General features: G+C 67.7%; 25 protein-coding genes. 18 read left to right on the plus strand and 7 right to left on the minus strand.

The window, feature by feature from the left end; all coding sequences use genetic code 11:
- Positions 1–101: 101 nt before the first annotated feature.
- The 16 genes from MWN34_RS13940 to MWN34_RS14015 all read left to right on the plus strand — a co-directional run bounded on the left by MWN34_RS13940 (position 102) and on the right by MWN34_RS14015 (position 15,254).
- Positions 102–656, plus strand: a complete 555-nt coding sequence (locus MWN34_RS13940; protein ID WP_247029903.1) for a NifU family protein — start codon at positions 102–104, stop codon at positions 654–656.
- An 88-nt stretch (positions 657–744) separates the two neighbouring features.
- Positions 745–1,425 (plus strand): tRNA (adenosine(37)-N6)-threonylcarbamoyltransferase complex dimerization subunit type 1 TsaB, encoded by a 681-nt coding sequence (gene tsaB / locus MWN34_RS13945; protein WP_247029904.1) that lies wholly within the window; start codon positions 745–747, stop codon positions 1,423–1,425.
- Positions 1,425–1,916, plus strand: a complete 492-nt coding sequence (locus MWN34_RS13950; RefSeq protein ID WP_247029905.1) for a GNAT family N-acetyltransferase — start codon at positions 1,425–1,427, stop codon at positions 1,914–1,916. The genes tsaB and MWN34_RS13950 overlap by 1 nt, the downstream gene beginning before the upstream one ends.
- Positions 1,917–2,007: 91 nt before the next feature.
- Complete coding sequence (locus MWN34_RS13955) at positions 2,008–2,478, plus strand: Fur family transcriptional regulator (protein WP_247029938.1); 471 nt, start codon at positions 2,008–2,010, stop codon at positions 2,476–2,478.
- A 3-nt stretch (positions 2,479–2,481) separates the two neighbouring features.
- On the plus strand, positions 2,482–3,300 hold the full coding sequence (olsA, locus tag MWN34_RS13960; protein ID WP_247029906.1) for a lyso-ornithine lipid O-acyltransferase: 819 nt from the start codon (positions 2,482–2,484) through the stop codon (positions 3,298–3,300).
- A 263-nt stretch (positions 3,301–3,563) separates the two neighbouring features.
- Positions 3,564–5,003: a tRNA (N6-isopentenyl adenosine(37)-C2)-methylthiotransferase MiaB gene (gene miaB / locus MWN34_RS13965; RefSeq protein WP_247029907.1), complete on the plus strand. Its 1,440-nt coding sequence runs from the start codon at positions 3,564–3,566 to the stop codon at positions 5,001–5,003.
- A gap of 179 nt (positions 5,004–5,182) precedes the next feature.
- Positions 5,183–6,163 carry a PhoH family protein gene (locus MWN34_RS13970; RefSeq protein WP_247029939.1) on the plus strand — a complete coding sequence of 327 codons (981 nt, stop codon included), beginning with the start codon at positions 5,183–5,185 and terminating at the stop codon, positions 6,161–6,163.
- Positions 6,160–6,660 carry an rRNA maturation RNase YbeY gene (ybeY, locus tag MWN34_RS13975; protein WP_247029908.1) on the plus strand — a complete coding sequence of 167 codons (501 nt, stop codon included), beginning with the start codon at positions 6,160–6,162 and terminating at the stop codon, positions 6,658–6,660. Before MWN34_RS13970 ends, ybeY begins: the two co-directional genes overlap by 4 nt.
- 18 nt (positions 6,661–6,678) lie before the next feature.
- Entirely contained in the window at positions 6,679–7,893 is a 1,215-nt protein-coding gene (locus MWN34_RS13980; protein ID WP_247029909.1) for a hemolysin family protein, read from the plus strand.
- A 64-nt stretch (positions 7,894–7,957) separates the two neighbouring features.
- On the plus strand, positions 7,958–9,544 hold the full coding sequence (gene lnt, locus MWN34_RS13985) for an apolipoprotein N-acyltransferase (protein WP_247029910.1): 1,587 nt from the start codon (positions 7,958–7,960) through the stop codon (positions 9,542–9,544).
- 105 nt (positions 9,545–9,649) lie between these two features.
- Positions 9,650–10,066 carry a helix-turn-helix domain-containing protein gene (locus tag MWN34_RS13990; protein WP_247029911.1) on the plus strand — a complete coding sequence of 139 codons (417 nt, stop codon included), beginning with the start codon at positions 9,650–9,652 and terminating at the stop codon, positions 10,064–10,066.
- Between the two features lie 218 nt (positions 10,067–10,284).
- Positions 10,285–11,478, plus strand: a complete 1,194-nt coding sequence (metK, locus tag MWN34_RS13995) for a methionine adenosyltransferase (protein ID WP_247029912.1) — start codon at positions 10,285–10,287, stop codon at positions 11,476–11,478.
- Between the two features lie 100 nt (positions 11,479–11,578).
- Positions 11,579–12,346, plus strand: a complete 768-nt coding sequence (gene trmB / locus MWN34_RS14000; protein ID WP_247029913.1) for a tRNA (guanosine(46)-N7)-methyltransferase TrmB — start codon at positions 11,579–11,581, stop codon at positions 12,344–12,346.
- 105 nt (positions 12,347–12,451) lie between these two features.
- On the plus strand, positions 12,452–12,802 hold the full coding sequence (locus tag MWN34_RS14005) for an ElaB/YgaM/YqjD family protein (protein ID WP_247029914.1): 351 nt from the start codon (positions 12,452–12,454) through the stop codon (positions 12,800–12,802).
- Positions 12,802–13,272 carry a phage holin family protein gene (locus MWN34_RS14010; protein ID WP_247029915.1) on the plus strand — a complete coding sequence of 157 codons (471 nt, stop codon included), beginning with the start codon at positions 12,802–12,804 and terminating at the stop codon, positions 13,270–13,272. Before MWN34_RS14005 ends, MWN34_RS14010 begins: the two co-directional genes overlap by 1 nt.
- A gap of 287 nt (positions 13,273–13,559) precedes the next feature.
- On the plus strand, positions 13,560–15,254 hold the full coding sequence (locus MWN34_RS14015; protein ID WP_247029916.1) for a tetratricopeptide repeat protein: 1,695 nt from the start codon (positions 13,560–13,562) through the stop codon (positions 15,252–15,254).
- 106 nt (positions 15,255–15,360) lie between these two features.
- Here MWN34_RS14015 and MWN34_RS14020 read toward each other — a convergent pair whose 3' ends face one another.
- The 6 genes from MWN34_RS14020 to ygfZ form a co-directional block, all read right to left on the minus strand.
- A complete protein-coding gene (locus MWN34_RS14020) occupies positions 15,361–15,825 on the minus strand; it encodes a hypothetical protein (protein WP_247029917.1) in 465 nt (154 codons plus the stop codon).
- A gap of 255 nt (positions 15,826–16,080) precedes the next feature.
- Positions 16,081–17,331: an MFS transporter gene (locus MWN34_RS14025; RefSeq protein ID WP_247029918.1), complete on the minus strand. Its 1,251-nt coding sequence runs from the start codon at positions 17,329–17,331 to the stop codon at positions 16,081–16,083.
- A gap of 155 nt (positions 17,332–17,486) precedes the next feature.
- A complete protein-coding gene (locus MWN34_RS14030) occupies positions 17,487–17,993 on the minus strand; it encodes a tyrosine phosphatase family protein (RefSeq protein ID WP_247029919.1) in 507 nt (168 codons plus the stop codon).
- Positions 17,990–18,646 (minus strand): HD family hydrolase, encoded by a 657-nt coding sequence (locus MWN34_RS14035; RefSeq protein ID WP_247029920.1) that lies wholly within the window; start codon positions 18,644–18,646, stop codon positions 17,990–17,992. Before MWN34_RS14035 ends, MWN34_RS14030 begins: the two co-directional genes overlap by 4 nt.
- Positions 18,646–19,248 (minus strand): DNA-3-methyladenine glycosylase I, encoded by a 603-nt coding sequence (locus MWN34_RS14040; protein ID WP_247029921.1) that lies wholly within the window; start codon positions 19,246–19,248, stop codon positions 18,646–18,648. Before MWN34_RS14040 ends, MWN34_RS14035 begins: the two co-directional genes overlap by 1 nt.
- Positions 19,245–20,105: a CAF17-like 4Fe-4S cluster assembly/insertion protein YgfZ gene (gene ygfZ / locus MWN34_RS14045; RefSeq protein WP_486187718.1), complete on the minus strand. Its 861-nt coding sequence runs from the start codon at positions 20,103–20,105 to the stop codon at positions 19,245–19,247. The genes MWN34_RS14040 and ygfZ overlap by 4 nt, the downstream gene beginning before the upstream one ends.
- Before the next feature lie 186 nt (positions 20,106–20,291).
- Between ygfZ and MWN34_RS14050 the strand changes: the two genes are divergently transcribed.
- Positions 20,292–21,638 carry a dihydroorotase gene (locus MWN34_RS14050; protein WP_247029923.1) on the plus strand — a complete coding sequence of 449 codons (1,347 nt, stop codon included), beginning with the start codon at positions 20,292–20,294 and terminating at the stop codon, positions 21,636–21,638.
- A gap of 7 nt (positions 21,639–21,645) precedes the next feature.
- Here the strand turns inward: MWN34_RS14050 and truA are convergent, their stop codons facing one another.
- Positions 21,646–22,398: a tRNA pseudouridine(38-40) synthase TruA gene (truA, locus tag MWN34_RS14055; RefSeq protein ID WP_247029924.1), complete on the minus strand. Its 753-nt coding sequence runs from the start codon at positions 22,396–22,398 to the stop codon at positions 21,646–21,648.
- A gap of 210 nt (positions 22,399–22,608) precedes the next feature.
- Between truA and polA the strand changes: the two genes are divergently transcribed.
- The gene (polA, locus tag MWN34_RS14060) at positions 22,609–25,557 is read left to right on the plus strand and encodes a DNA polymerase I (RefSeq protein ID WP_247029925.1); all 2,949 of its coding nucleotides are present in this window, start codon (positions 22,609–22,611) and stop codon (positions 25,555–25,557) included.
- Positions 25,558–25,801 lie beyond the last annotated feature (244 nt).

Raw genomic sequence — 25,801 nt, forward strand, 5'->3', positions numbered from 1 at the left:
CCCGGCTTTCCCGCCCTTTCTTTGCCCGCGTCGAGCGCCTATCTAGAAGCCTGACAACCCACGCCGGCGGGACCTTGAATCCCGCATGGACGGAGCGAGCCATGTTCATCCAGACCGAAGCCACCCCGAACCCTGCAACCCTCAAATTCCTGCCGGGCCGCACCGTGCTCGGCCAGGGCACCTTCGAGGCCCGCAACCGTGAGGAAGCCGCCGGCTCGCCGCTGGCGCAGGCGCTGTTCGAGGTGCCGGGCATAACGGGCGTGTTCTTCGGCTCGGATTTCGTGACCGTGACCAAGGATGTCGCGGACTGGGCGCATCTCAAGCCGGCCATCCTCGGCGCCATCATGGAGCACTTCGTTTCCGGCAAGCCGCTGCTCGCCGGAGAGGCGTCCGAGGTCGAGGAGGACACCTTCTTCGAGAGCAAGGATGCCGGCATCGTGGACACCATCCGCGAATTGATCGACACCCGGGTGCGGCCGGCGGTGGCCAATGACGGCGGCGACATCACCTTCCGCGGCTATCGCGACGGCGTCGTCTTCCTCGCCATGAAGGGTTCGTGCTCGGGCTGCCCGTCCTCGACCGCCACGCTCAAGAACGGCATCGAGAACCTGCTGCGTCATTTCGTGCCCGATGTGGTCGAGGTGCGGCCGGTCTGAAGACCGCAGAGCCTGAGGCCGGGGACGCCGCCGCATCCTCGCTTCTGTCCCGCCCCGTTCCCATGCCATTGTGGGGACGGAGTGTGACATGCTGATTCTTGCCATCGACACCGCGCTGGAGGCCTGCGCCGCCGCGCTCCACAACGTCGAAACCGATACGACGCTTGCCGTCGAGCGGCTGCCGATGGCGCGCGGGCATGCCGAGACGCTGGTGCCCATGATCGGGCGGCTGATGGAGCAGGCGAAGACCTCGTTCGACACCATCGATGCCTTTGCCGTGACCGTGGGCCCGGGCAGCTTTACCGGGCTTCGGGTGGGGCTGTCTGCGGCCCGCGGCTTCGGGCTCGCCACCGGGCGCCCGGTCATAGGGCTGTCGACGCTCGCGACGCTGGCCGCCCCTCCGCTCGCGGACGAGGATGCCGTCCCGGTGGTTGCCGCGCTCGATGCCCGGCACGAGAATCTCTATGTCCAGATGTTCGGCGCCGGCGGGCGCGTGCTGATCGGGGCGCGTGCGATGAATGTGCGCGACGCCGCGCGCGCGGTCGCGATCGGCCCGGTGCGGCTTGTGGGATCGGGCGCCGCGATCCTCGCCGAGCACTGGCCGGCGGGTCAGCCGGCCCCGCTCAGCGTGGATGCCGAGGCGACGCCGGATCCGGTCTGGCTGGCGCGCCTCGCCGCCATCGCCGATCCCGCCCGCTCGCCGCCGCGCCCGCTCTATCTGCGCGGCCCCGATGCCCGGCCGCAGGATGGCGCCCGGATCGCCCGTTGATGAGCGGTTTGCTGTCGCGCTTCTTTCCCGACCGGCCCCCTGCGTTGCGGGTGGCCACAAGCCGGGACGCCGCGGCGCTGGCAGGCCTCCATGCCGGGGCGTTCCACATCGCCTGGGATGCCGCCGAATTCGAGCGGCTGCTCGCCGACCGGCTCAGCCTCGCTTTCCTGGCTACCGACGGCCCCCAGGGGGCCCCGATCGGCTTCATCCTCACCCGCGGCGTGTTGCCGGAAACCGAGATTCTCTCGGTTGCGGTGGCGCCGCGCTGGCGCGGGCGCGGACTCGGTCGACAATTGGTGGAAGCCGTCTTCGGCCGGCTCGCCGCCGAGGGCTACACCACCGTTTTCCTCGAAGTGGAGGAGGGGAACGCGGCGGCGCGCAAGCTTTATGCACGCGCCGGCTTTCGCGAGATCGGCCGGCGTTCGGGCTATTATCGCACGCAAGGCGGCGTTCCGGCCGCCGCGCTGACCATGCGCCGCGACATCGCCTGAGAGCGGTTTCACACGGCAATCGCCGTGACGTGGTTGCCTAGGTGGGCACAGGCGTCCTAAGGCTGGGGCGGGATGTGAGACGGGCGTGACGATGACCGAGAAGCCGACCGCGATCGAGGAAGCCTGCATGACGCTCGGCCTGCGCATGACCGATCAGCGACGGGTCATTGCGCGTGTGATCTCCGATGCGCAGGATCATCCCGACGTCGAGGAACTGCACCGCCGCGCCGCGGCCGTGGACGACCGCATCTCGATCTCGACGGTCTACCGTACGGTGAAGCTGTTCGAGGATGCGGGCATCATCGAGCGGCACGACTTCCGCGACGGCCGCTCGCGCTACGAGCCGGTGCCGGACGAGCATCACGACCATCTGATCGACCTGCGCTCCGGCACGGTCGTCGAGTTCCGCTCCGAGGAGATCGAGCGGTTGCAGGAGGAGGTGGCGCGCCGTCTCGGCTTCCGTCTCGTCGGCCACCGGCTCGAACTCTATGGCGTGCCGCTCGACGCGCCCGAAAAGGCGCCGCCGTCTCCCTCCACGACTTCGGACCTGTCGAAGGACTGAGCCGTGGAGCGCCTCCATGGTGGCATGGGTGGCGGTCTCGGGCGGCTGCGCGTCGCCTGCGTGCTCGCCGGGGTGCTGGGGCTGGTTGCGATCGGCATCCCCCTGCAGTGGTTCTCGCTGCGCCTCGGGCTGCCCAGCCGGCGCTTCATCCCCCTGCTGTTCCACCGCGCTGCGCTGGCGCTGCTCGGCGTGCGGGTGCGGGTGGTGGGGGAGGTGGAGGCGGCGCGCCCGCTGATCCTGGCGGCGAATCATGTGTCGTGGCTCGACATCCTGGTGCTCGGCTCGTGCGTGCCGCTCGGCTTCGTCGCCAAGAGCGAGATCGGGCGCTGGCCCGGCATCGGCCTGCTCGCCCGCCTGCAGCGTACGGTCTTCGTCGATCGCTCCAGCCGGACCGATACAGGGCGGGTCAATCGGGAGATAGCGGCGCGGCTGGCGGAAGGCGATCCGGTCGTGCTGTTTGCCGAGGGCACGTCGAGCGACGGCAACCGGGTGCTCGCTTTCCGTTCCGCCCTGCTGGGCGCGACCCGCGAGGCGATGGACGGTGCGGGCGGAGGCGGAGCGCTCGTCCAGCCGGTCGCGCTTGCCTATGTCGCGCAAGGCGGTATCCCGCTCGGCCGGCAGCGCCGCCCGCTGGTCGCCTGGTATGGCGACATGGACCTTGCCCCCCATCTCATCGAGGTGATGAAGCGCGGTGCCATCGATGTGGAGCTGCATTTCGGCGCGCCGATCGCTGGCGGCGACCGCAAGAAGGTGACGCTTGCCGCCGAGCGCGCCGCACGCCGCATGCTGGGCGGTGCGCTTACCGGACGCCAGCGGGGATAAGGCGTGGCGCATTCCCTTTTTTCCGGAATCCGGTTAAAGGTAGAGTCGACGTAGCCTCAGGAGCAGAACCCTATCGCGACCTTCCATACGAGCAAGCTGGGCACCAGTGAGCTGGAAACGAGCGGAGGACGGCGATTGCCTTCACCGCGCCGTCGCATGGGCACGCCACAGTCTGCAGCGCGCGGGAGCGCGCCGCCTTCGTCACATCCCTTCATGTCCGGTCCGCTTTCCCGTGCCTGCGGCCGTGCCCACCCTTGAGTCCCATGAGCGAACCCCGGAAGCTTTTCGTCAAATCCTTCGGTTGCCAGATGAACGTCTATGACGCCCAGCGCATGACGGATCAGCTTGCACGCGAGGGTTATGTCGAGACGGACACCGCGGACGATGCCGACCTCGTCATCCTGAACACCTGCCACATCCGCGAGAAGGCGGCCGAGAAGGTCTATTCCGAACTCGGCCGGCTTAGGAAGCAGCAGGAGGAGCTGGGGCGCCGCACGATGGTGGCGGTCGCCGGCTGCGTGGCGCAGGCCGAGGGCGCCGAGATCGTGAAGCGCGCCCATGGCGTCGATCTCGTGGTCGGCCCGCAAAGTTATCACCGGCTGCCGGAGCTGATTGCCGAGGCGCAGAGCCGCGGCACCCACAAGCGCGCCCGGATCGTAGAGACCGAGTTTCCGGTCGAGGATAAGTTCGACTTCCTGGCGCCGCCGACCCGTGCCGCCATCGCCAAGCGCGGCCCGACCGCCTTCGTGACGGTGCAGGAAGGCTGCGACAAGTTCTGCACCTTCTGCGTCGTGCCCTATACGCGCGGGGCCGAGGTGTCGCGGCCGGTGGCCAAGATCCTCGACGAGGTGAAACGCCTCGCCGATGGCGGGGTGCGCGAGGTCACGCTGATCGGCCAGAACGTCAATGCCTATCACGGCGATGACGGTCATGGCTCCCCGGCCGGCCTTGCCGAGCTGGTGCGCCGGGTTGCCGAGGTGCCGGGCATCGCCCGCATCCGCTACACCACCAGCCATCCTCGCGACATGGATGACGACCTGATCGCCGCCCATCGCGAGATGCCGGCGCTGATGCCTTATCTGCATCTGCCGGTTCAGTCGGGTTCGAACCGCATTCTCGCGGCGATGAACCGCAAGCATGACCGCGAGCTCTATTTCGAGGTGGTGGAGAAGGTGCGCACGGCGCGCCCCGACATCGCCTTTTCCTCGGATTTCATCGTTGGCTTTCCCGGCGAGAGCGATGAGGATTTCGCCGACACGATGGATCTCGTGGAGCGCGTCGGCTTTGCGGGGGCCTTCTCCTTCAAGTACAGCCCGCGGCCCGGTACGCCGGCGGCGGGTTCCGGTTCGCAGCTTCCCGAGGATGTGAAGAACGAGCGCCTCTATGCGCTGCAGGCCCTGCTGGAGCGCCAGAAAGCGGCGTTCGATGCGGCCTGCCGCGGCCGGCGCTTCGATATCCTCCTCGAAAAGCCCGGCCGTCTGCCGGGTCAACTCATCGGGCGCTCGCCCTATCTCCAGTCTGTGGTGGTCCTTGCGCCCACGGCCGCGATCGGAACGCTGGCCGAGGTGGATATCCGCGAGGTCAGCACCAGGAGCCTTGCCGGCACGATCATTGGCGGCGAGGCCTTCGGCAGCGATCGGCCGCCGCAGGGCGGCTTGAGACTGGAAGCCGGCATGGTGCCGGTGGAGAAGGTGGAGGCGTGAGCGTGCGGCGACCCGGATCCGACCATGATCGTTCGCGGGCAGGAAAGTCAGACGGAGGAAGGCCGGACAAGGTCTTCGTCGAACGCGGCGGCGGTGCCACGCTCGTCGCGCCCCGCCCGGCGCCGGCCGGCACCGAGGCGCGCTGGACCGATCCCACCGCCGACACGCCGCTCCAGCTCGTGCTGGCCTTCGACGACAACCGCCTCGCCAGCCTGCTCTTCGGCCATTACGGCCAGAACCTCGCGCTGATCGAGCGCCGGCTCGAGGTGGTGGCCGAGCAGCGCGGCAACCACGTCGCGCTGGAGGGCTCGCGCGAGGCCTGCGAGCAGGCACGCCATGTGCTGGAAACGCTCTATGGCCGTCTCAAGAAAGGCGCCGATCTCGGCCCCGGCGATGTCGAGGGCGTGATCCGCGAGGCAGCCTCCCAAGGCTTCCTGTTCGATTTCGATCCCGCCGCCCGGCGCCAGAGCTTTGACGAGATTTCGCTGCGCCGCCGCCCGGTGCGGGCGCGCACCGCGGCGCAGGATGCCTATATCCGCGCCCTGAAGCGGCAAACGCTGGTGTTCGGCGTCGGCCCGGCCGGCACCGGCAAGACCTGGCTCGCCGTTGCCTATGCGGTGCATCTGCTGGAGCGCCGCGCGGTCGACCGGCTCATCCTTTCGCGTCCTGCGGTGGAGGCCGGGGAGCGGCTCGGCTTCCTGCCCGGCGATATGAAGGAAAAGGTCGATCCCTATCTGCGTCCCATCTATGACGCGCTCCACGATTTGATGGACCGCGCCTATGTGGAGCGGGCGCTCACCTCGGGCGAGATCGAGATCGCACCTCTGGCCTTCATGCGCGGACGCACGCTCTCCAATGCCTGCGTGATCCTCGACGAGGCGCAGAACACTACATCAATGCAGATGAAGATGTTCCTGACGCGCCTCGGCGAAAACTCGCATATGATCGTAACCGGCGACCCCACCCAGATCGACCTGCCGCCAGGCCAGACCTCCGGTCTTGCCGAGGCGGTCGACCTGCTCAGCGATGTCGAGGGCGTCGAGGTCTGCCATTTCAGCGCCGCCGACGTGGTGCGGCACGAACTGGTCGGGCGCATCGTCGCCGCCTATGACGGGCGTGCGCCCACGCCGTCCGCCGACAGCAGGAACCGCCCGCGATGAGCGATGGCTCTCTGATCGAGGTCGACGTGCTGGTGGAGGCCGACTTATGGTCGACCTTTCCCCCGGCCGAGGATCTCGTGGTGCAGGCGGTGATCGCCGCCTGCCGTACCGCGGCCGCGGATCTGCCGGACGGAACCGAGATAGCGGTCATGCTGACGGACGACGAGGGCATTCGTGCTCTCAACCGCGATTGGCGCGGCAAGGACAAGGCGACCAACGTTCTGTCCTTTCCGACGCCCGAGATCGCCCGGCAAGGCGGCGATCCCCATCTCGGCGACATCGCGATCGCCTATGAGACGCTGGCGCGCGAGGCGGAGGAGGAGGGCAAGCCGCTGGCCCACCATCTCCTTCACCTCGCCGTCCACGGTACGTTGCACCTGATCGGCCACGATCACGAGGACGGCGAGGAAGCCGAGGGGATGGAGGCGCTGGAACGCGTCATCCTCGCGGCGCTCGATGTCCCGGATCCCTATGCCGAGACGGAACCCTTACGCTGATCCACACGCATCATGGCCATGTCACACTCTGCCTCGAACCCGTCCGACCGACCTCGAAGTCCCCGCTCCAATACGGATCCCTCCCATGAGAAGGGCCGTGAGGAGGGGGGTGATCCACATGAGGCACGCGGAGAAACCCGTGCGGAACGCGGCGAGCGCAGCGGCCTGTTCGACAGGCTGCGCGGCCTGCTCGGAGGTTGGCGTTCCTCCGGTTCGCTGCGCAGCGAACTGGCGGAGGTGCTGTCCTCCGACGAGGACTTCGCCGCCGACCTGACGGTGACCGAGCGCTCGATGCTCAAGAACATCCTGGAGCTGCGCGAACTCCGGGTCGGCGATGTGATGGTGCCGCGGGCGGACATCGTCGCGGTGCAGAAGGAGATCAGCCTCGGCGAATTGCTGGCGGTGTTCGCCAAGGCCGGCCATTCGCGCCTCGTGGTCTTCGACGACACGCTCGACGACCCGGTCGGCATGGTCCATATCCGCGACCTCGTCGCTCATCTCACCCAGCGCGCGCTGATCGGCCGCCCCGCTCTCCAGGCCGAGGACGTTCCTGCGCGGGACGCGCTTGCGACCGGCATCGAGGCCCCCGCCAATCCCACCTTCAATCCTAAGGCGCTGGACCTCTCCACCGCGCTCAGCGCGTCGAAGCTGATCCGCCGCCTGCTGTTCGTGCCGCCTTCCATGCCTTCGATCGAGCTGCTGGCGAGCATGCAGGCGAGCCGCATCCATCTGGCGCTGGTCATCGACGAATATGGCGGCACCGATGGTATCGTCTCGATGGAGGATCTCGTCGAAGAGATCGTCGGCGACATCGAGGACGAGCATGACGAGGACGATGTCCCGCTCATCGCCCGTCAGTCCGACGGCACCTTCATTGCCGACGCCCGTGCCAATCTCGAGGACGTGGCGGAACTCGTCGACCCCGCCTTCGCCCTTGGCGAGGAGGCCGAGGAGGTCGATACGCTGGGCGGCCTCCTGGTGACTTTGGCCGGCCGGGTGCCGGTGCGCGGCGAGATTGTCGCGGCGCCGGGCGGCTTCGAGATCGAGGTGCTGGATGCCGACCCGCGCCGGGTGAAGCGCCTGCGCATTATGCCGGCCCGCACCGGCGGCGCTCCCATGCGCCGTGCGGATGATGCGGCGGAGGGCGGTGCTCGACGCAATGGCCTGCCTTCGCCGTCGGTGCAGGCCAATGGCGAGCGCTCCGCGAAGGCGCCGGATCCCGACGCGGCCTGACAGGGATGCGGCCGTGGCCGCGTCCCGCCTGCTTTTCTCCTGTCGCTCCTCCACGAGGTTCCTGATGCTTTCAGGGTTCGCCGGCCGGATCGCCGGATTGTCCGGCTGGCGGCGGCGTGGCGTCGCCTGCGCAGCGGGGGCCCTCTCAGCCCTCGCCATGGCACCTGTCTCGTTCTGGCCGTTGCTGGCGCTCACCTTTCCCATGCTCGTCCTGCTGCTGGACGGAACCAGCCGTAATCGCGCCGGCCTGGTCGCCGCCTTCGGCATCGGCTGGTGGTTCGGCTTCGGCTATCTCGTGGCCTCGCTCTGGTGGATAGGTAACGCCCTTCTGGTCCAGGCGGAGGTCTTTGCATGGCTGCTGCCCTTTGCCGTGCTGGCGCTGCCGGCGGGACTGGCGATCTATCTCGGCCTCGGCTGCGTCCTGGCACGGCTGGTGTGGCCTCCGGGCGCGCTGCGCGTCCTCACGCTCGCCGCGAGCCTCACGGCAGCGGACTGGTTGCGCGGGCATCTCTTCACCGGCTTTCCCTGGAACAGCTTCGGCTACGCTTTTGCCAACGACCTTGCGCTTGCCCAGGCCGGCTCCCTTGTCGGGTTGTGGGGCATGAGCCTGCTGGCGGTCGCCGTGCTCGCGAGCCCGGTCCTCCTGCTCGGCCCGCCCAGGGGGCGCGGCTGGGTGTGGCCCTGCCTCGCGGGCGCCGTGCTGGCCGGCCTGTGGGGGTGGGGGAACTGGCGTCTCGACACGACGTCCATCGGTGATGTGCCCGGCGTGCGGCTCCGCATCATGCAGCCGGACCTGCCGCAGGACGAGAAATTCCGCTACGACGCCCGCGACCGCGTGGTCGAGCGTTATATCGAGACAAGCGAGAGCGCGGGCGGATTGTCCGGCATCACCCATCTGATCTGGCCGGAATCCGCCTTTCCGTTCTTCCTGGAGCACGAGCCGGAGGTGCTGGCGCGCATCGCCGGCATTCTGCCGCCGGAAACGGTGCTCGTCACCGGCGCCGCGCGCTGGGCGCCGCCCCCGGTGCCGGGCGGGTATCCGAAGATCTTCAACAGCATCCGCGCGCTGGACCATGAGGGCGCTCTGGTCGCGACGGCGGACAAGGTGCATCTGGTACCGTTCGGCGAATATCTGCCCTTTCAATCGATGCTGGAGAGCATTGGTCTTCAGCAACTAACGCGTGTGCGTGGCGGCTTTGCTGCGGCGGAGCGGCGGACGCTTCTCGCCATTCCCGGCCTGCCCCCGGTGCTGCCGCTGCTCTGTTATGAGGCGATTTTTCCCGATGAGGTTCGCGTCGCGGACGAAGCCGGGCCGCGGCCGTCCGCTCTGCTCAATCTCAGCAACGATGCCTGGTTCGGTTTGACGCCCGGTCCCTACCAGCACTACCAGCAGGCGAGATTGCGCAGTATCGAGCAGGGCTTGCCGATGATTCGCGGCACCAATGACGGCATTTCCGCCATCCTCGATCCGCTAGGAAGGTCCATTGCATATCTCGGGTTGGGGCAGCGCGGTGTTGTGGATGGTCCATTGCCGCAAGCGCTAGCCGGCACCTTTTACAATCGATATGGTTATATGATACCATTTTTCCTCATGCTGATGATATTTTGTGCCAGTTTGGCATCCGCTTGTCGCCATGCACGTTCTGGTTGATCGACGCTGTAACGCCCTTTGCCTAGACTGCCCGCGGGCTGGGCGTCATGTCTCTCCTCGGTAGACCGGGGGGAGCGTTGTCTGCTGCTCGCAATGGGGAAACTAATGACCAAGAAGTCGCCGAATCCGATTGACAAGCACGTCGGAAGTCGGGTTCGCATGCGCCGCATGATGGTCAGCATGAGCCAGGAAAAGCTTGGCGAGAGCTTGGGCATTACCTTCCAGCAGATCCAGAAATATGAAAAGGGCACCAATCGTATAGGTGCCAGTCGCCTTCAGCACATTTCCAACGTGCTCGGCGTGCCCGTTTCCTTTTTCTTTGATGGGGCTCCGGGGGGCGCAGCGCTTCCTCATGGCGGCTTCGGAGAGGAGGGCTCTCCGACCTATGTGTCGGATTTCCTTTCAACATCCGAAGGCCTCGCGCTCACGCGCGCCTTCACCCGCATCACCGACGCCAAGGTGCGCCGCCGCGTCGTCGATCTCGTGGAAGCCATCGCCGGCGAGGAAGCGGCGGAGCCATGAGCGTCGGCACGATGTCTGGCACGGGAACCGAGGCTGTCGTGCCGTCGTCCGGCGGGCATGACGGAGAACGATGCCGCCGAAAGGCTCCGGCCCGGTCAAATCGTTCGTTTTTACGAACGAGTCCGTCGCTTCGGTCTTGACGGTGGACCCTGCTGCTTGTCACAAGCGCAGTGCCGGGTGCCGCTGGTTGGCCCGGGCCTGAAACTGGGAGGCCGTCTGTGTCCCGTCAAGCTTATGTATTTACGAGCGAATCCGTTTCCGAAGGGCATCCGGATAAGGTCTGCGATCGTATTTCCGACGAGGTCGTGGACGCGTTCTTCCGCCTCGGGCCGGAGCTCGGCTGGGATCCGGCGCATCTGCGCGTCGCCTGCGAGACGCTCGCGACCACCAATCGCGTCGTGATCGCCGGTGAAACTCGTGGGCCGGCCGGCATCACCAGGGATCTGCTGTCCCACATCGCCCGCCTTGCCATCAGGGACATCGGCTATGAGCAGGACGGCTTCCACTGGGAAACTGCGGATATCGAGGTTCTGCTCCATGCGCAGTCCGCGGATATCGCGCAAGGCGTTGATTCCGCGGACAACAAGGACGAAGGCGCGGGCGACCAGGGCATCATGTTCGGCTATGCCTGCCGCGAAACGCCGGAGCTGATGCCGGCACCGATCTATTATGCCCATCGCATACTGAAGCGCCTCGCCGATGCCCGCCATTCGGGCGAGAGCACGGTGCTGGGCCCGGATGCCAAGAGCCAGGTCACCGTTCGTTATGACGGAGGCAAGCCGGTGGAGGTGACACAGATCGTCCTTTCCACCCAGCATCTCGATGCCGACCTGTCGTCGCATGATGTGCGCTCCATCGTCGAACCCTATATTCGTGAGGCGCTTCCGGCCAGCTGGATCACGCCGGAGACGATCTGGCACGTCAATCCGACCGGAAAGTTCGTCATCGGCGGCCCGGACGGCGATTGTGGGCTTACCGGCCGCAAAATCATCGTGGACACCTATGGCGGCGCGGCTCCCCATGGCGGTGGCGCCTTCTCGGGCAAGGACCCGACCAAGGTGGACCGCTCCGCCGCCTATGCCGCGCGTTATCTCGCAAAGAACGTGGTCGCCGCCGGCCTCGCCGAGCGCTGCACGATCCAGCTTGCTTATGCGATCGGCGTCTCCGACCCCCTGGCGGTCTATGTCGACCTACACGGCACCGGACAGGTCGAGGAAGCCAGGCTCGAAGTCGTGCTGCGGGAGGTGATGAATCTGCGCCCGCGCGGTATCCGCGAGCATCTCGGCCTCACGAAGCCGATCTATGCGCGGACCTCGGCCTATGGGCATTTCGGCCGCGCGCCGGAGGCCGATGGCGGCTTCTCCTGGGAGCGCACCGACCTCGCCGACGCGATCCGCTCCGCGCTCGTCTGAGCCTGTCGCCTCCGCTAAATCGGACCGCCGCGGTTGCGCGGCGGTTTTGCCTTGTGTAACCGGGGCTCGCCGCCCCGGCCGTCATCGCCGGGCTTCGGCCATGGACGCGACGATGATGAGCGACGGACAATCGACCACTCCCGAGACGACGCATGAGGAATCCCCTGCGGAGGCCGAGGCCGTGCATCACCGCGGCGGGGGTGCGTTCTTCGGGCGCAGGCGCGGTAAGACGTTGCGCCCGCTGCAGGCGGTCCATATGGAGCGCGACCTGCCTTCGCTGGCCATCCCGACGGATCTGCCGCCCGGTACGACGCTCGCCGATCTCTTCGCGCGGCCGATGGCGGCCTATCGACTGGAGATCGGCTTCGGCGGTGGCGAGCGTCTGGTCGACGAGGTGGCGCGGGAGCCGGATATCGGCTTCATCGGCGCCGAGGCGTTCTTCAATGGTGTCGCCAAGGCGACGGCCGCCATTGCCCAGCGCGGGCTGGACAATGTCCGGCTTTATGGCGACGACGTCGTGCCGCTGCTCGATAAGCTGCCGGACGCTGCCTTCGAGCGGATCGACCTTTTCTATCCCGACCCCTGGCCCAAGCGCCGGCACTGGAAGCGGCGCTTCGTGCGGCCGGAGAACCTGTCGCGCATCGCCCGCCTGCTGCCGCCCGGCGGTCGGTTTCGTTTCGCGACGGATGTCGAGGACTATGCGGCCTGGACCCTGCGCCACCTGCTCGCCGATGCGCGTTTCGAATGGACCGCGCGGCGCGCCGACGACTGGCGCCGGCCTTTCGCGGGTTGGCACGGTACCCGCTACGAGGCGAAGGCCATCCGGGAGGGACGGGTCCCGGGTTATTTTACCTTCCGCCGTATCTGATCGCCGTGCAGGATGGGCCGGAACCGGGTGGTCACCGGGCGCGTTAAGCGTTCGAGTACCGCAGACCGACGCGTATGTTCATGCGCAGTCAATGAGGAGGATTAGATGGCGGAGCCCAGCGTGCAGCAGGATTTTTCCAAGCTTTCCGATGATCTGGCGACCCTGCGCGCCGATGTGGCGAAGCTCGCCGATACCCTGACTGCGCTCGCGAAGAGCGAAGGCGAGGCAGTGAGCTCCGCGGTCCGCAGCAAGGTGCGCAGCACCCGGGCCCGCGCCGAAGCGACGGCAACCAATCTCCTCGATGAAGGCTCGGCCGCTCTCGAAGACGCCAAGGAGCGCGCGCAGAACCTTTCCAGCGACGTGACGGCCTGCATCGAGCGCAACCCCATTGGTGCGGTGGTGGCGGCGCTGGGCGTCGGCTTCGTCTTCGGGCTGCTGACCCGGGGTCGCGACTGATGTTTCAGACGCTGTTCGGCCTTGTCGGCATCGAACTCCGCATAACCGCCCGCCGGGCGGCCATCACGGCCTTGCTCATCGGCTTGGGAGGCGTGCTTCTCGCATTCACGCTCGGCGGATTGCTGGTCGCGGCGTTCATTGCCCTCGCAGACGCTTATGGGCCGATCGAGGCGGCTTTGCTCATCGCCGCGGGTGCTTTCCTAGTGGGCGCAATCCTGCTGGTACTGGGGTTCCTAAGGCTGAAGCGACCCGTGGCGCGCACGGCCTCTCCGCTCGGCGGACTTGCCGCAATGGTGATGCCGCGCGCATCGGTCGCGCCCGATTCCATGTCGGCGCGGATGGCGAGCGGCGCGGCAGTGCCTCCCGTCACTCCGGTCGGTTCGCGCCGGGGTCCGCTGAAGGTGACGACGGTGGTTGGAATCACCGTGGGCGCGCTGATTGCGGGCGTCGCGCTGGGCCGGCGGATCTGAGACTGAAGCCGCCGGCTTTCCGGCCTTTGCCGCATTTAGGACTCTGCAACCCTCCATAGATAGCTTCGTCCCGTCTCGGCTGTTCCGGTTGGCGCTCGTTCTTGCGGGCGCTGGCAAAAAGGACCAATCTGGCGCGGGGGCGTGGGGCCGTCTCGACTGCCCCGCGGCCTGCCGATTGCGCCGGGCCGGGGTCAGCGCCGCTGGAGGTTTCGACTTTGACGTTTCGACGTGTCATGCAGCGGCCGACGGCGGCCGCTCTTTCCGTGCTTACGCTTCTCGGCGGCCTCATGCCGCTGGCTTCCGCGCGGGCGGATGCCATACCCGACGCGGTGATCGCTCGGACCTCCCCGGCCGGCAACTATCTCGCTGCCCGCCTTGCTAGCGCTGAACGGGATACGTCGACCGCCGCTGCCTATTACCGTGCGCTGATCCGCGTGTTTCCGCGCAACGGTGAGATCCTGGAACGCGCCTTCCTCACCTTCCTGGCGGATGGCGACATCGACGAGGCGGTGGACCTGGCGCAGAAGCTGGTGCGCATAGATCCCGATCATCGGCTGTCGCGGCTGGTGCTGGGCGTTAAGGCGCTGAAGACCAAGCAATATGTTACGGCCCGCTCCAACCTGAAGCGCGCCAGCCAGGGCGCGATCGCGGAGCTCAGCGCGACGCTGATGGCGGCATGGAGCCAGTACGGTTCCGGCAATACCCGCGCCGCCATAGACATGATCGACGCCCTGCAGGGGCCAGAATGGTACGCCGCTTTCAAGGACTTCAATGCCGGCCTGATCCTCGATGCCGCCGGGCAGAAGAAGGACGCCGGCAAGCGGCTTGAGCAGGCGCTCAAGATCGATCCGCGCACGCTGCGCGTCGTCGATGCCTATGGCCGCTGGGCGTCGCGCAATGGCGACAAGGGCGTCGCCGTCTCGACCTATGAGGCGTTCGACAAGGTGCTGCCGAACGACCCGCTGGTCGAGCAGTCGCTCAGGCAGGTCGAGGCCGGCAAGACCCTGCCGCCGCTCATCGAGACGCCGGCGCAGGGCGCGGCCGAGGTGCTGTATGGCCTTGGCGCGGCACTTGGCCGGCAGGGAGGCGAGGATCTGGCGCTGGTCTATCTGCAGCTCGCGCGCTGGCTCGACCCCAGCCACCCGCTGGTGGGGGTGGCGCTGGCCGACCTGTTCGAGAGCATGAAGCGCTATGACGAGGCCATTGCGACCTACCGGTCGATCCCGGCGACCTCGCCGCTCAAGCTGAATGCCGACATTCAGCTCGGCATCAATCTCGATGCCGCCGGCCAGTTCGACGAAGCGCGCTCCACGCTCGAAAAGATCATCGAGAAAGATCCCAAGGACACCCGCGCCATGATCGCGCTGGGTGACATCCTGCGCTCCAAGCAGAAATATGCGGAGGCCGCCGAGGCCTATACCAAGGTCATCGACCAGCTCCAGGCTCCGACCGCGGCTAACTGGATGCTCTATTATTTCCGCGGCACCGCCTATGAGCGCACGCATCAATGGGCTAAGTCCGAGGCCGATCTCAAGAAGGCGCTGGAGCTGAAGCCCGATCAGCCGCATGTGCTGAACTATCTCGGCTATTCCTGGATCGACCAGGGGATCAATCTCGACGAAGGCATGGAGATGATCCGCAAGGCGGTCACGCTGCGCCCCGACGACGGTTTCTTCATCGACAGCCTTGGCTGGGCCTATTACCGGGTGGGGCGCTATGACGACGCGGTGCGCGAGCTGGAGCGTGCGGTCGAGCTGAAGCCGGATGAGGCGGTCATCAACGACCATCTCGGCGACGCCTACTGGAAAGTAGGGCGCAAGCTGGAAGCGCGGTTCAAGTGGAACCAGGCGCGCGACCTGAAGCCCGAGCCGGATGACCTCGCCAAGATCGAACGCAAGATTGCTGTGGGCCTCGATGCCGCCGACAAGGCGCAGCCCGAGCAGCCGGCGATGGCGCCGACCGCCACCAAGCAGGGCGGCTGACCGGCACGAGGCTTTCCGGGAGCCGGACATGCAAAGGGCAGCCCGCGGGCTGCCCTTTGCTTGGCGCGGGGAGAGCATCGGAGTCCGGCCCCGGAGCCCCGGAATCTTAGTTTCGGGCCTCGACCTGCGCGGTGGTGGTCGGCCGCGAGGTCTTGTTGCGGTTGGAGGCGAGGCGGGCACGGCCGGCGCCGCCGCGGTTGAACTCGCAGGCGAGCTTGGCGAAGCCGGAGAGATTGCCGCGGAAGGAGACCTCGCTGGTCTTCTCGAGGTCGAAGCAGGGCTCGAACATCATGCCCTTCATGCGGGCGCAGACGGTGCTGCCCTTGGTGATAAGGGTGCCGGCCGGAAGCGTCACGAAGCGCAGCGTGCCCTGGCCGCGCATCTGGATGGTGCCGGCCACCGAGCCGTCGTCGAGAATGCGGCCCGCGCCGACTGTTCCCTCGTAGCATTTGTACGAGAAGGTGCGCCCGACCACGAAGCTGCGCGCCTGCTGCGCATCCATCTGGTCCGCGAGAGCGGGAATGGACGGCATGAGGCAGGCGCAGGCAATGAGAGCTGAAGACAGTCGCATCGACGGTTCCGTGCTTTCCTGATCGTGCTTCACGATGCGCGAAGCCCGTCTCGCCGTGCAAGGCAAAGCCGGCCTTTGCGCGGGGCAAGGCGACATGTCGGCGCGCGCCTGTGGCCATGTGGCAACGTTGGCGGTATCACCGAACGGAATGCCGATCCCATCCCTTCCCCGGCGAATATGCTGCGGCAAGATGGTTAACGTTGGGAAAATGCCGGCAGGAAAATCCGGCCTGCGCCGACGGATGTGGTCCCCGTGTCAGGCCGGCTGAGGCTCCGGCCGCGCGACCGGACGCTCGATGATCGGCAGGTTGATCAGGCCCGAGGCGACCGAGAGGGCGACGGACAGCCACCAGACGAGGTCGTAGGAGCCGAGCCGCTCATAGAGCAGGCCGCCGAGCCACACCCCGAGGAAGCCGCCGACCTGATGGCTGAAGAAGGCGAAGCCGTAAAGCATGGCGAGATAGCGGGTGCCGAACATCAGCATCACGAGGCCGGAGGTCGGCGGCACGGTGGAGAGCCACAGCAGGCCGATGGCGACGCCGAAGCCGATCGAGGTGACCGGCGAGGCGGGCAGCAGCACGAAGGCGGCAATGACGATGGCGCGGGCGAAGTAGATCAGCGCCAGCAGCCAGCGCCGGGACATGCGGCTCGACAGCCATCCCGAGGTCAGCGACCCGACCATGTTGGCGAGGCCGATGACGGCCAGCGTCCAGCCGCCGATGGTGATGGAAAGCCCGCGATCGGCGAGATAAGCGGGCAGGTGGGTCGTCACGAAGGCGAGCTGGAAGCCGCAGGTGAAGAAGCCGAGCACCAGAAACACATAGCTCGGGTGCCGGAACGCCTCGCGCAGCGCCGCACCGATGGATTGCTGCGGTCCAGACGCGTGCGGCGTGCTCTTCGCCGGGGTGGCGAGGGCAAGCGAGATCGGCATCACCATCAGCATGGCGAAGCCGAAGATGATGAGCGTCTCCTGCCATCCGACCGCGCCGATCAGGCCGTTGGCAAGCGGGGGAAAGAGGAACTGACCGAAGGAACCGGCCGCCGTTCCGGCGCCGAAAGCGAGCGGGCGCCAGCTCTCGGGCAGCATCTTGCCGAAGGCCGCGAGCACGATGTTGAAGGAGCAGCCGGACAGGCCGAAGCCGATGATGACGCCCGCCGAAAGATGCAGAAGGCCCGGCGTCGCCGCATAGGCCATGGCGATCAGGCCGAGCGCATAGAGCAGCGCGCCGACGCATAGCACGCGGGTGACGCCGAACCGGTCGGCCACCGCTCCGGCAAAGGGGGTGCCGACGCCCCAGAGCAGGTTCTGGATGGCAATGGCGAGGCCGAATGTATCGCGGCCCCAGCCATATTCATGGGTCATCGGCAGCAGGAAGATGCCCGAGCTTGCGCGCGGCCCGAAGGTCAGCATGGCGATGAGGCAGCCGCACAGCACGACGGCGAGGGGTGCCCGGGCGGCAAGGGAGCCCTGTGCGGCAGGGCTGGGGCGCGGGGCGGCGTGCGTCATGGGCGGATCCGATGGTCGATGAGCCGGATCATCCCGGCGCGGCCGGAACGCGGCATCGCCCGTCCGTTCGCATGGAAACTAAGTCAGTGTCCGCTGGGCGTGAAATGAATATTTCTGTCGCCGGCGATTGGCGGAAATGATGGATGGTGCCCGGCTCAGTCGAGCCGCAGGAAGAAGGGATTGCCCTCGAAGGCATCCGCGCCGCGGCCGATGGAGGCGATGGCGGCGATCATCCGGCCCTGCCGGCCGAGCGCGGCATCGGCCAGCGCGATGAGCAGCGCGTTCGGCGTCGCGCTCGGCGAAGCTTCCCGCAGCTCCGCGGCAAGCCGCGCCTCGTTGCGGTCCGGGTTGAGCGCGCAGGCGGCGATATAGGCCGAGGCTGTGGAGCGGCTGATGCCGGCGAAGCAATGCACCACCAGCGGGGCCTGTCGCGGCCAGCGGCGGGCAAAGCCAAGGATGGCGTCCACATGCTCGGCAGCGGGGCGGACCAGCCCGTCCTGCGGCGTGGTGATGTCGTTGAAGCCGATGAACAGGTGGTTGTCCGGCGTGATCGAGGCCGGGCGTGTTACTGCCGTACCATGGTTGATTACCGTCAGCACATGGGCGGCGCCGGTGCGCTGGACCGTTTCCTCGAGGCGGGAGAGCGGGCAGACGTGGATCATGGCGTGCTCTCCAGCAATGCGGTGGTGCGGACGAGGAAGCGGGCCTTGGCCTCCTCGGCGCCCCAGGGCGTGAGATAGTCGCGCTCGGTGGCCGGGTCGAGGGGGAAGGGCCTGCCGAAGAAACGGCGCGCCTCCTCCGGCGCGAAGCCGGCGAGCCGCGTCGCCTCCAGGAAGGCGCTGGCGCGATCGGCCTCCTTCACCCGCTTCACGAGCGTTGCCGGCCAGACCACGGGCAGGCCGAAGCGCAGGCTCACCGCCGCGAGCAGCCGGGCCTCGACGCTCTTGTAGTCGCCGCCCAGCACCGCCTTGAACGGGCTGATCATGTCGCCGATCACATATTCCGGGGCATCGTGCAGCAGCATGGCGAGCCGCTCGCGCGGGGCAAGCGGTGCGCCGCGTCCCTCGGCCTGCCGGACCGCGATCTCTTCCACCAGCACGGAATGCTGCGCCACCGAGAAAATGTGGGCGCCGCCGGTCTGACCGTTCCAGCGGGCGACGCGGGCGAGGCCGTGGGCGATGTCCTCGATCTCGATGTCGAGCGGGGACGGGTCCAGCAGATCGAGCCGCCGGCCGGACAGCATGCGCTGCCAGGCGCGCGAGGCGTTTGCGCGGGACGCGGAGACGTGGGACGGTTTCGCAGGCATCGAGGTCATCAGCCGGCCGCCGGCGGCTGCGCGACGCCGTGGCGATGGCAGGTGATGACATGATCGTCCACCATGCCGACCGCCTGCATGAATGCGTAGACGATGGTGGGGCCGACGAAATTGAAGCCGCGCCGCTTTAGCTCCTTCGACATGGCAAGGGCCTGAGGCGAGGTGGTCGGGTTGGGCGCGTCGGGCGAGAGCCGGTTGTCGCGCGGTGCGCCGCCATTGATCTCCCACAGCAGGGGCGAGAAGCCGGGGCCCTTTTCCATGATGTCGAGAAAAGCCCGCGCCGAGCGCACCGCGGCCTCGATCTTGGCCCTGTTGCGCACGATGCCGGCGTCCTGCATCAGCGCCTCGACCTTTTCCGGGCCGTAGCCGGCCATGATCGAGGGTTCGAAACCGTCGAAGGCGCGGCGGAAATTCTCGCGCTTGCGCAGGATGGTGATCCAGGAGAGGCCGGCCTGGAAGCCGTCAAGCAGCAGCTTCTCGAACAAGGCGCGGTCGTCATATTCCGGCACGCCCCATTCGGTGTCGTGATACGCCATGTAGAACGGATCGGTGCCGCACCACGCGCAGCGCGTCAGGCCGTCGGGATGGTGGTGAGCCTTCATGCCGCGCGCTCCGTGCCGGGAATGGGAAAGCGCGCCCAGTCCAGCGGCGCGGGGGTGAGCCGGGCCTCGCCGGCCATGACGGCATGCCCGTCCGCCAGCGCATCCCCCAGCCGGTCGAGCCGCACCAGCGCGAGCGCCCGCTCGCCGGTGCCGGAGCCGAGACGGCCGATGTCCTTCGCTCCGGCGCGGACGGGCGTACCTTCCGGCGGCAGGGTGCCTTCGACCGCGAAGGGAATGATGCGGGTGCGCGCGGTGCCGCGGTGCTGCATGCGGGAGACGATCTCCTGCCCGACATAGCAGCCCTTGTCGAAATCGACCCCGCCGAGCTGCTCCATGTCGGCCTCATGGGGAAAGGCGTCGCCATAGAGAAAGTCCTGCCCGCCCTCCGGTACGCCGAGGGCGATGCGGTGCGCCTGCCATGCCGCCTCGGGCAGCGCGCCGAGCCCCGCCGCCTCCACTGCGGGCAGCAGGAAGCGCCGGCCGAGCGGGGCGGGGATGCCGGGCAGGCGTGGATCGTCATAGACGAAGGCGTCGATGACGGGCACATCGCCGCCCCAGGCGACGCAAACCGAAAGGTCGTCCAGCGTGCCGAGTTCGATCTTGGAGCGCAGCCGGTAGAGGCGCAGGCGCTTGAGCAATTCATCGGCCGTGCTGCGGGGTGTATCGAGCCGGAAGCCGCCTTCCGTCGCGGCGATGATCATGTCGGCGATGATCTTGCCCTGAGGGGCGAGCAGCGCCGCATAGCGCTGAGCGCCGGGGGCCGGCATCCGCGCGGTGAGAAGATTGTCGAGGAAATGGCCGGCATCGGCGCCAGCGACACGTATGACGGCCCGGCTGTCGAGAATCGCAATCGGCATCCTGATCCTCCTCGCGCGGGGCGGCCGGAACCGCTCTGCTTCTTGCCAGCTTCCGCCCGGAGACGTAAAGCGCCCGGCGGATGCCCGCAAGGGCGCCTCGCGCTTGCCTGCCGCGCTTGCCTGCCGCACGTGCTTGGCTCACTTGCCCGCCGTGTCTTCTCGTCGCCCTTCTCCCAGGAGCCCGCCATGGCCGAGACCCCGCTTCCGACCTTCGACCTGCTGCTCAAGGGCGGCACCGTGGTGAACCAGGACGGCACCGCGCTGCGCGATGTCGGCGTGACGGGCGGCCGGATCGCCGGCATCGGCTCCTTCTCGTCCGCGCAGGCCGGCGAGACAATCGACTGCACCGGCCTCACCCTGCTGCCCGGCGTCATCGACACCCAGGTGCATTTCCGTGAACCGGGGCTCGAGCACAAGGAGGACCTCGAATCGGGGGCCCGCGCCGCGGTCATGGGGGGCGTGACCGCGGTGTTCGAGATGCCGAACACCAATCCGCTCACCACCTCCGGCGACGCTTTGGCCGACAAGATCCGCCGCGCCACAGGCCGCATGCATTGCGACTTCGCCTTCTTCGTCGGCGGCACCCACGACAATGTGAAGGACCTGCCGGAGCTGGAGATGCTGCCCGGCGCGGCCGGCATCAAGGTGTTCATCGGCTCCTCCACCGGGTCCCTGCTGGTGGCGGACGATCCGGGCGTGCGGGCCATCCTCAAGGTGATCCGCCGCCGCGCCGCCTTCCATTGCGAGCACGAGCCGCGCCTTGCCGAGCGGCGGAACCTGCGGGTGCCGGGCGATGCGTCCTCGCACCCGGTGTGGCGCGACGAGATCGCCGCGCTCACCGCCACCCAGCGGCTGGTGACGCTCGCCCGCGAGGAGGGCAAGCGGGTGCACGTGCTGCACGTCACCTCGCAGGAGGAGATGGAATATCTGCGCGACCAGAAGGACGTCGCGACCGTCGAGGTGACGCCGCACCACCTCACCATGGATGCGAGCTGGTACCAGCGGCTCGGCTCTCTCGTGCAGATGAACCCGCCGGTGCGCGAGGCGCGGCACAAGGCGGCGCTGTGGCGCGGGCTTTCGGAGGGCGTGGTGGATGTGCTCGGCTCCGACCACGCTCCGCACACGCTCGAGGAAAAGCAGAAGCCCTATCCCGACAGCCCCTCGGGCATGACCGGCGTGCAGACGCTGGTGCCGACCATGCTGGACCATGTGAATGCCGGCCGGCTTTCGCTGGAGCGCTTCATCGACCTGTCGAGCGCCGGCCCGGCCCGCATCTTCAACATCGCCACCAAGGGCCGCATCGCGGTCGGCTATGATGCCGACTTCACCATCGTCGACATGAAGCGGCGCGAGACCATCCGCAATGGCTGGATCGCCTCCAAGCCCGGCTGGACGCCCTATGACGGCGTCGAGGTCACCGGCTGGCCGGTCGGCACCTTCGTGCGCGGCAACAAGGTGATGTGGGAGGGCGAGCTCACCGCGCCGTCCCTCGGCGCTCCGGTGCGCTTCATGGAGGCGCTGGCAAAGGGCTGAGCTGTCTTCAGTACAGCACCTCGGCCAGATAGAGCCCGGCCGAGGGCGCCATCGGCCCGCAGCGGGCGCGCTCGCGGGCTTCCAGCGCGGCGCCGACATCCTCCGGCGTCCAGACCCCTTCGCCGACCTTCACCAGCGTGCCGACCATGGAGCGCACCTGATGGTGGAGAAAGGAACGCGCGGCGGCGTGGACGAGGAGCTCGGCCCCGCCCAGGCCGTGGTCGCGGCTTTCCACCTCCAGCCGGTCCAGCGTCTTCACCGGGGAGAGCGCCTGGCAGTCGGCGGCGCGGAAGGTGGTGAAGTCGTGCCGGCCGATCAGCCGATTCGCGCCAAGTTGCATCGCCCGTGCATCGAGTGGGCGTGGCATCTTCCACGCCCGGTCGCGCTCCAGCGCGAGATCGGCGCGCCGGGTGATGATGCGGTAGACATAGCGCCGGCCGATCGCCGAGAAGCGGGCGTGGAAATCGTCCGCCGCCTCTTCCACCGCCAGCACGGCGACCGGATGGGGACGCAGATGCGCGTTCATGGCGTCGCGCACCGTGTCGGGCTTCCACACCTTCGACAGCTCGATATGCGCGACCTGCCCGGTGGCGTGGACGCCGGCATCGGTGCGTCCCGCGCCCTGCACATGCACGCTTTCGCCGGAGAAGCGGCGCACCGCTTCGGTCAGCGCGCCCTGCACGGAGGCGCCGTCGGCCTGGATCTGCCAGCCCCGGAAGGGCGTGCCGTCATATTCGATGGTGAGCTTGTAGCGGGGCATGAGGCTGTCTAGAGCATTTCCGAGCGAAGTGGATTCCGGTTCGCGTGAAGAAAATGCGTAGAAACAGAGACCGAGAGCATTTCCGGTGAACCGGAGTTCACCGGAAATGCTCTAGATCGGGCGGGCGCGTGAGGAAAGTGCCCGCATGCGCGATGACCTTGCCTGCCGGTGCCGCCTTCGGCATCGTGCGCCCAACCCGATGGAGCCGACATGCCCGAGACCGACCCCTTGGAAGCCGGCGACCATCTCGTCCTGATCGACGGCTCAGCCTACATCTTCCGCGCCTATCACGCGCTGCCTCCGCTGACCCGCACCTCGGACAAGCTGCCCGTCGGCGCGGTGGCAGGGTTCTGCAACATGCTGTGGAAGCTGGTGCGCGCCGGGGAAAGCCATTCGGGCTTCTCGCCGGCGCCGACCCATCTGGCGGTGGTGTTCGATAAGTCCGAGCAGACGTTCCGCAAGGAGATCTATCCGCTCTACAAGGCCCAGCGCCCGGACCTGCCGGACGATCTGATCCCGCAATTCCCGCTGATCCGCGAGGCGACGCGCGCCTTCGACCTCGCCTGCGTCGAGCAGGAAGGCTTCGAGGCCGACGACCTGATGGCGACCTATGCCGAAGAGGCCAAGGCCAAGGGCGCACTCGTCACCATCATCTCCTCCGACAAGGACATGATGCAGCTCGTCGGCGAGAAGGTGCGGATGTACGACCCGATGAAGGACCGGGCCATCGGCATCGACGAGGTGTTCGAGAAATTCGGCGTCGGCCCGGAGCGGGTGGTGGACGTGCAGTCGCTGGCCGGCGATTCGGTGGACAATGTGCCGGGCGTGCCGGGCATCGGCGTAAAGACCGCGGCGCAGCTTCTCGGCGAATATGGCGATCTCGACACCCTGCTGGCTCGTGCGGAGGAGATCAGGCAGCCCAAGCGCCGGCAAAGCCTCATCGACTTCGCCGACCAGGCCCGGCTCTCGCGCGAACTGGTGACGCTGAAGCGCGACGTGGTGCTCGATGTGCCGCTCGCCGATGTCGCGGTGGTCGAGCCGGAGGGCCGGCGGCTGGTCGCCTTCCTGAAGGCGATGGAGTTCACCACTCTGACCCGGAGGGTCGCCGAGGCCTATGGCGTCGAGGCGGCCGAGATCGAGCCCGATCCTCGGCTGAAGGCGGGGGCCGATCCCGCCATCTCGCCGGTGGCCGCGGCGCAGGAGAAGGCCGAGGACGACGAGGAGACGGAGGAAGCGGCCGCCCGCGGCGAGGGCGAGCTGACGCCGGCCGCGCTGGTCGGCGCACGCATCGCGGAAGCGACTGCCACCCCGGTCGACCGTTCGAAATACGAGACGGTCGCGACCCCGGAGCGGCTCGCCGCCTGGATCGCGGCGGCGCGCGAGGCAGGCATCGTCGCGCTCGACACCGAGACGACGAGCCTCGACGCGATGCAGGCCGAGCTGGTCGGCGTCTCGCTGGCGGTGGGGCCGAGTCTGGCCTGCTACATCCCGCTCGGCCATAAGGGTGGGGATGACGGGCTGTTCTCGGAGGGGCTGCTGCCGGATCAGATTCCGGTGAACGCGGCGGTCGAGGCGCTAAGGCCGCTGCTGGAGGACCCGGCGGTGCTCAAGGTCGGTCAGAACATGAAATATGACTGGCTGATGCTGAAGCGCTACGGCATCGACGTCACCCCCCATGACGACACCATGTTGATGTCCTATGTGCTCGACGCCGGTGCCGGTCCCCATGGCATGGACCCGCTCTCCGAGCGCTGGCTGAAGCACACACCGATCAAGTACGAGGAGGTGTGCGGCAAGGGCAAGGGCCAGATCTGCTTCGACCGTGCCGCTATCGACAAGGCGACGGCCTATGCCGCCGAAGATGCCGACGTCACGCTGCGGCTGTGGCGGGTGCTAAAGCCGCGCCTTGTCGCGGAGGGCAAGGTGAGTGTCTACGAGACGCTGGAGCGACCGCTCGTCGCCGTGCTCGGGCGTATGGAGATGCGCGGCGTCGCCATCGACCGGCAGATGCTCTCGCGCCTTTCCGGCGAGTTCGCGCAGGGCATGGCGCGGCTGGAAGCGGAGATCGGCGAGCTGGCCGGCGAGCCGTTCAATCCCGGTTCGCCCAAGCAGCTCGGCGACATCCTCTTCGGCAAGATGGGCCTGCCCGGCGGGCGCAAGACTCCCACGGGCGCGTGGTCAACCGGTGCCGACGTGCTGGACGATCTGGCGGAGCAGGGCCATGAGCTGCCGCGCCGCATCCTCGACTGGCGCCAGCTTCAGAAGCTGAAATCGACCTACACCGACGCGCTGCCGACCTATCTCAACCCCGAAACGGGCCGGGTGCACAGCTCCTTCGCGCTCGCCGCGACCACCACGGGACGACTGTCCTCCTCCGAGCCGAACCTGCAGAACATTCCGGTGCGCACCGAGGAAGGTCGCAAGATCCGCAAGGCCTTCGTCGCCGCGCCCGGCTGCAAGCTGGTCTCGGCGGATTATTCCCAGATCGAGCTGCGCCTGCTCGCCGAGATCGCCGAGGTGCCGGCGCTCCGGCAAGCCTTCCAGGACGGGCTCGACATCCATGCCATGACCGCGTCCGAGATGTTCGGGGTGCCGGTCGCTGGCATGCCGGGCGAGGTGCGCCGGCGCGCCAAGGCGATCAATTTCGGCATCATCTACGGCATCTCGGCCTTCGGTCTCGCCAACCAGCTCGCCATCCCGCGCGAGGAGGCGGGGGCCTACATCAAGCGCTATTTCGAGCGCTTTCCCGGCATCCGCGACTATATGGATGCGACCCGGGCCTATGCCCGCGAGCATGGCTATGTGGAAACCCTGTTCGGACGGCGCTGCCACTACCCGGACATCAACGCCAAGAATCCCTCGATCCGTGCCTTCAACGAGCGCGCGGCGATCAACGCCCGGCTGCAGGGAACCGCAGCCGACATCATCCGCCGCGCCATGGCGCGGGTTGAGGCGGCGCTGCAGGCTGCCCGGCTGAGTGCCCGCATGCTGCTGCAGGTGCATGACGAGCTGATCTTCGAGGTGCCGGACGAGGAGATCGCGGCGACTCTGCCGGTGATCACGCGGGTCATGGAGCAGGCGCCGCTGCCGGCGGTGGCGCTGCGCGTGCCCCTGAGGGTGGACGCGCGCGCCGCGGAGAATTGGGACGAGGCCCACTGATATCGTTCGATCGCAAAAAAAGGGCGCCCCCGGTTGGGAGCGCCCCTTTTTTGGTTCAGGCGACGTCGGCTCAGTTGGACGAGCGGGCGTTCTGCTGGACCTGCTGGTTGATCGCCGCATTGGCGTTCGCGGCATCGGCGGCCGGGGCAGCAAAGGCAGCGTTGCGACCTTCGGTCAGGGTCTGGGTCTGCGCGGGACGGCCATAGAGGCTGGGGTCACGGCCGCCATCGGCATAGGCGGAAAC

It is taken from the genome of Ancylobacter crimeensis (assembly GCF_023016805.1).
GTDB classification, from domain to species: Bacteria; Pseudomonadota; Alphaproteobacteria; order Rhizobiales; family Xanthobacteraceae; genus Ancylobacter; species Ancylobacter crimeensis.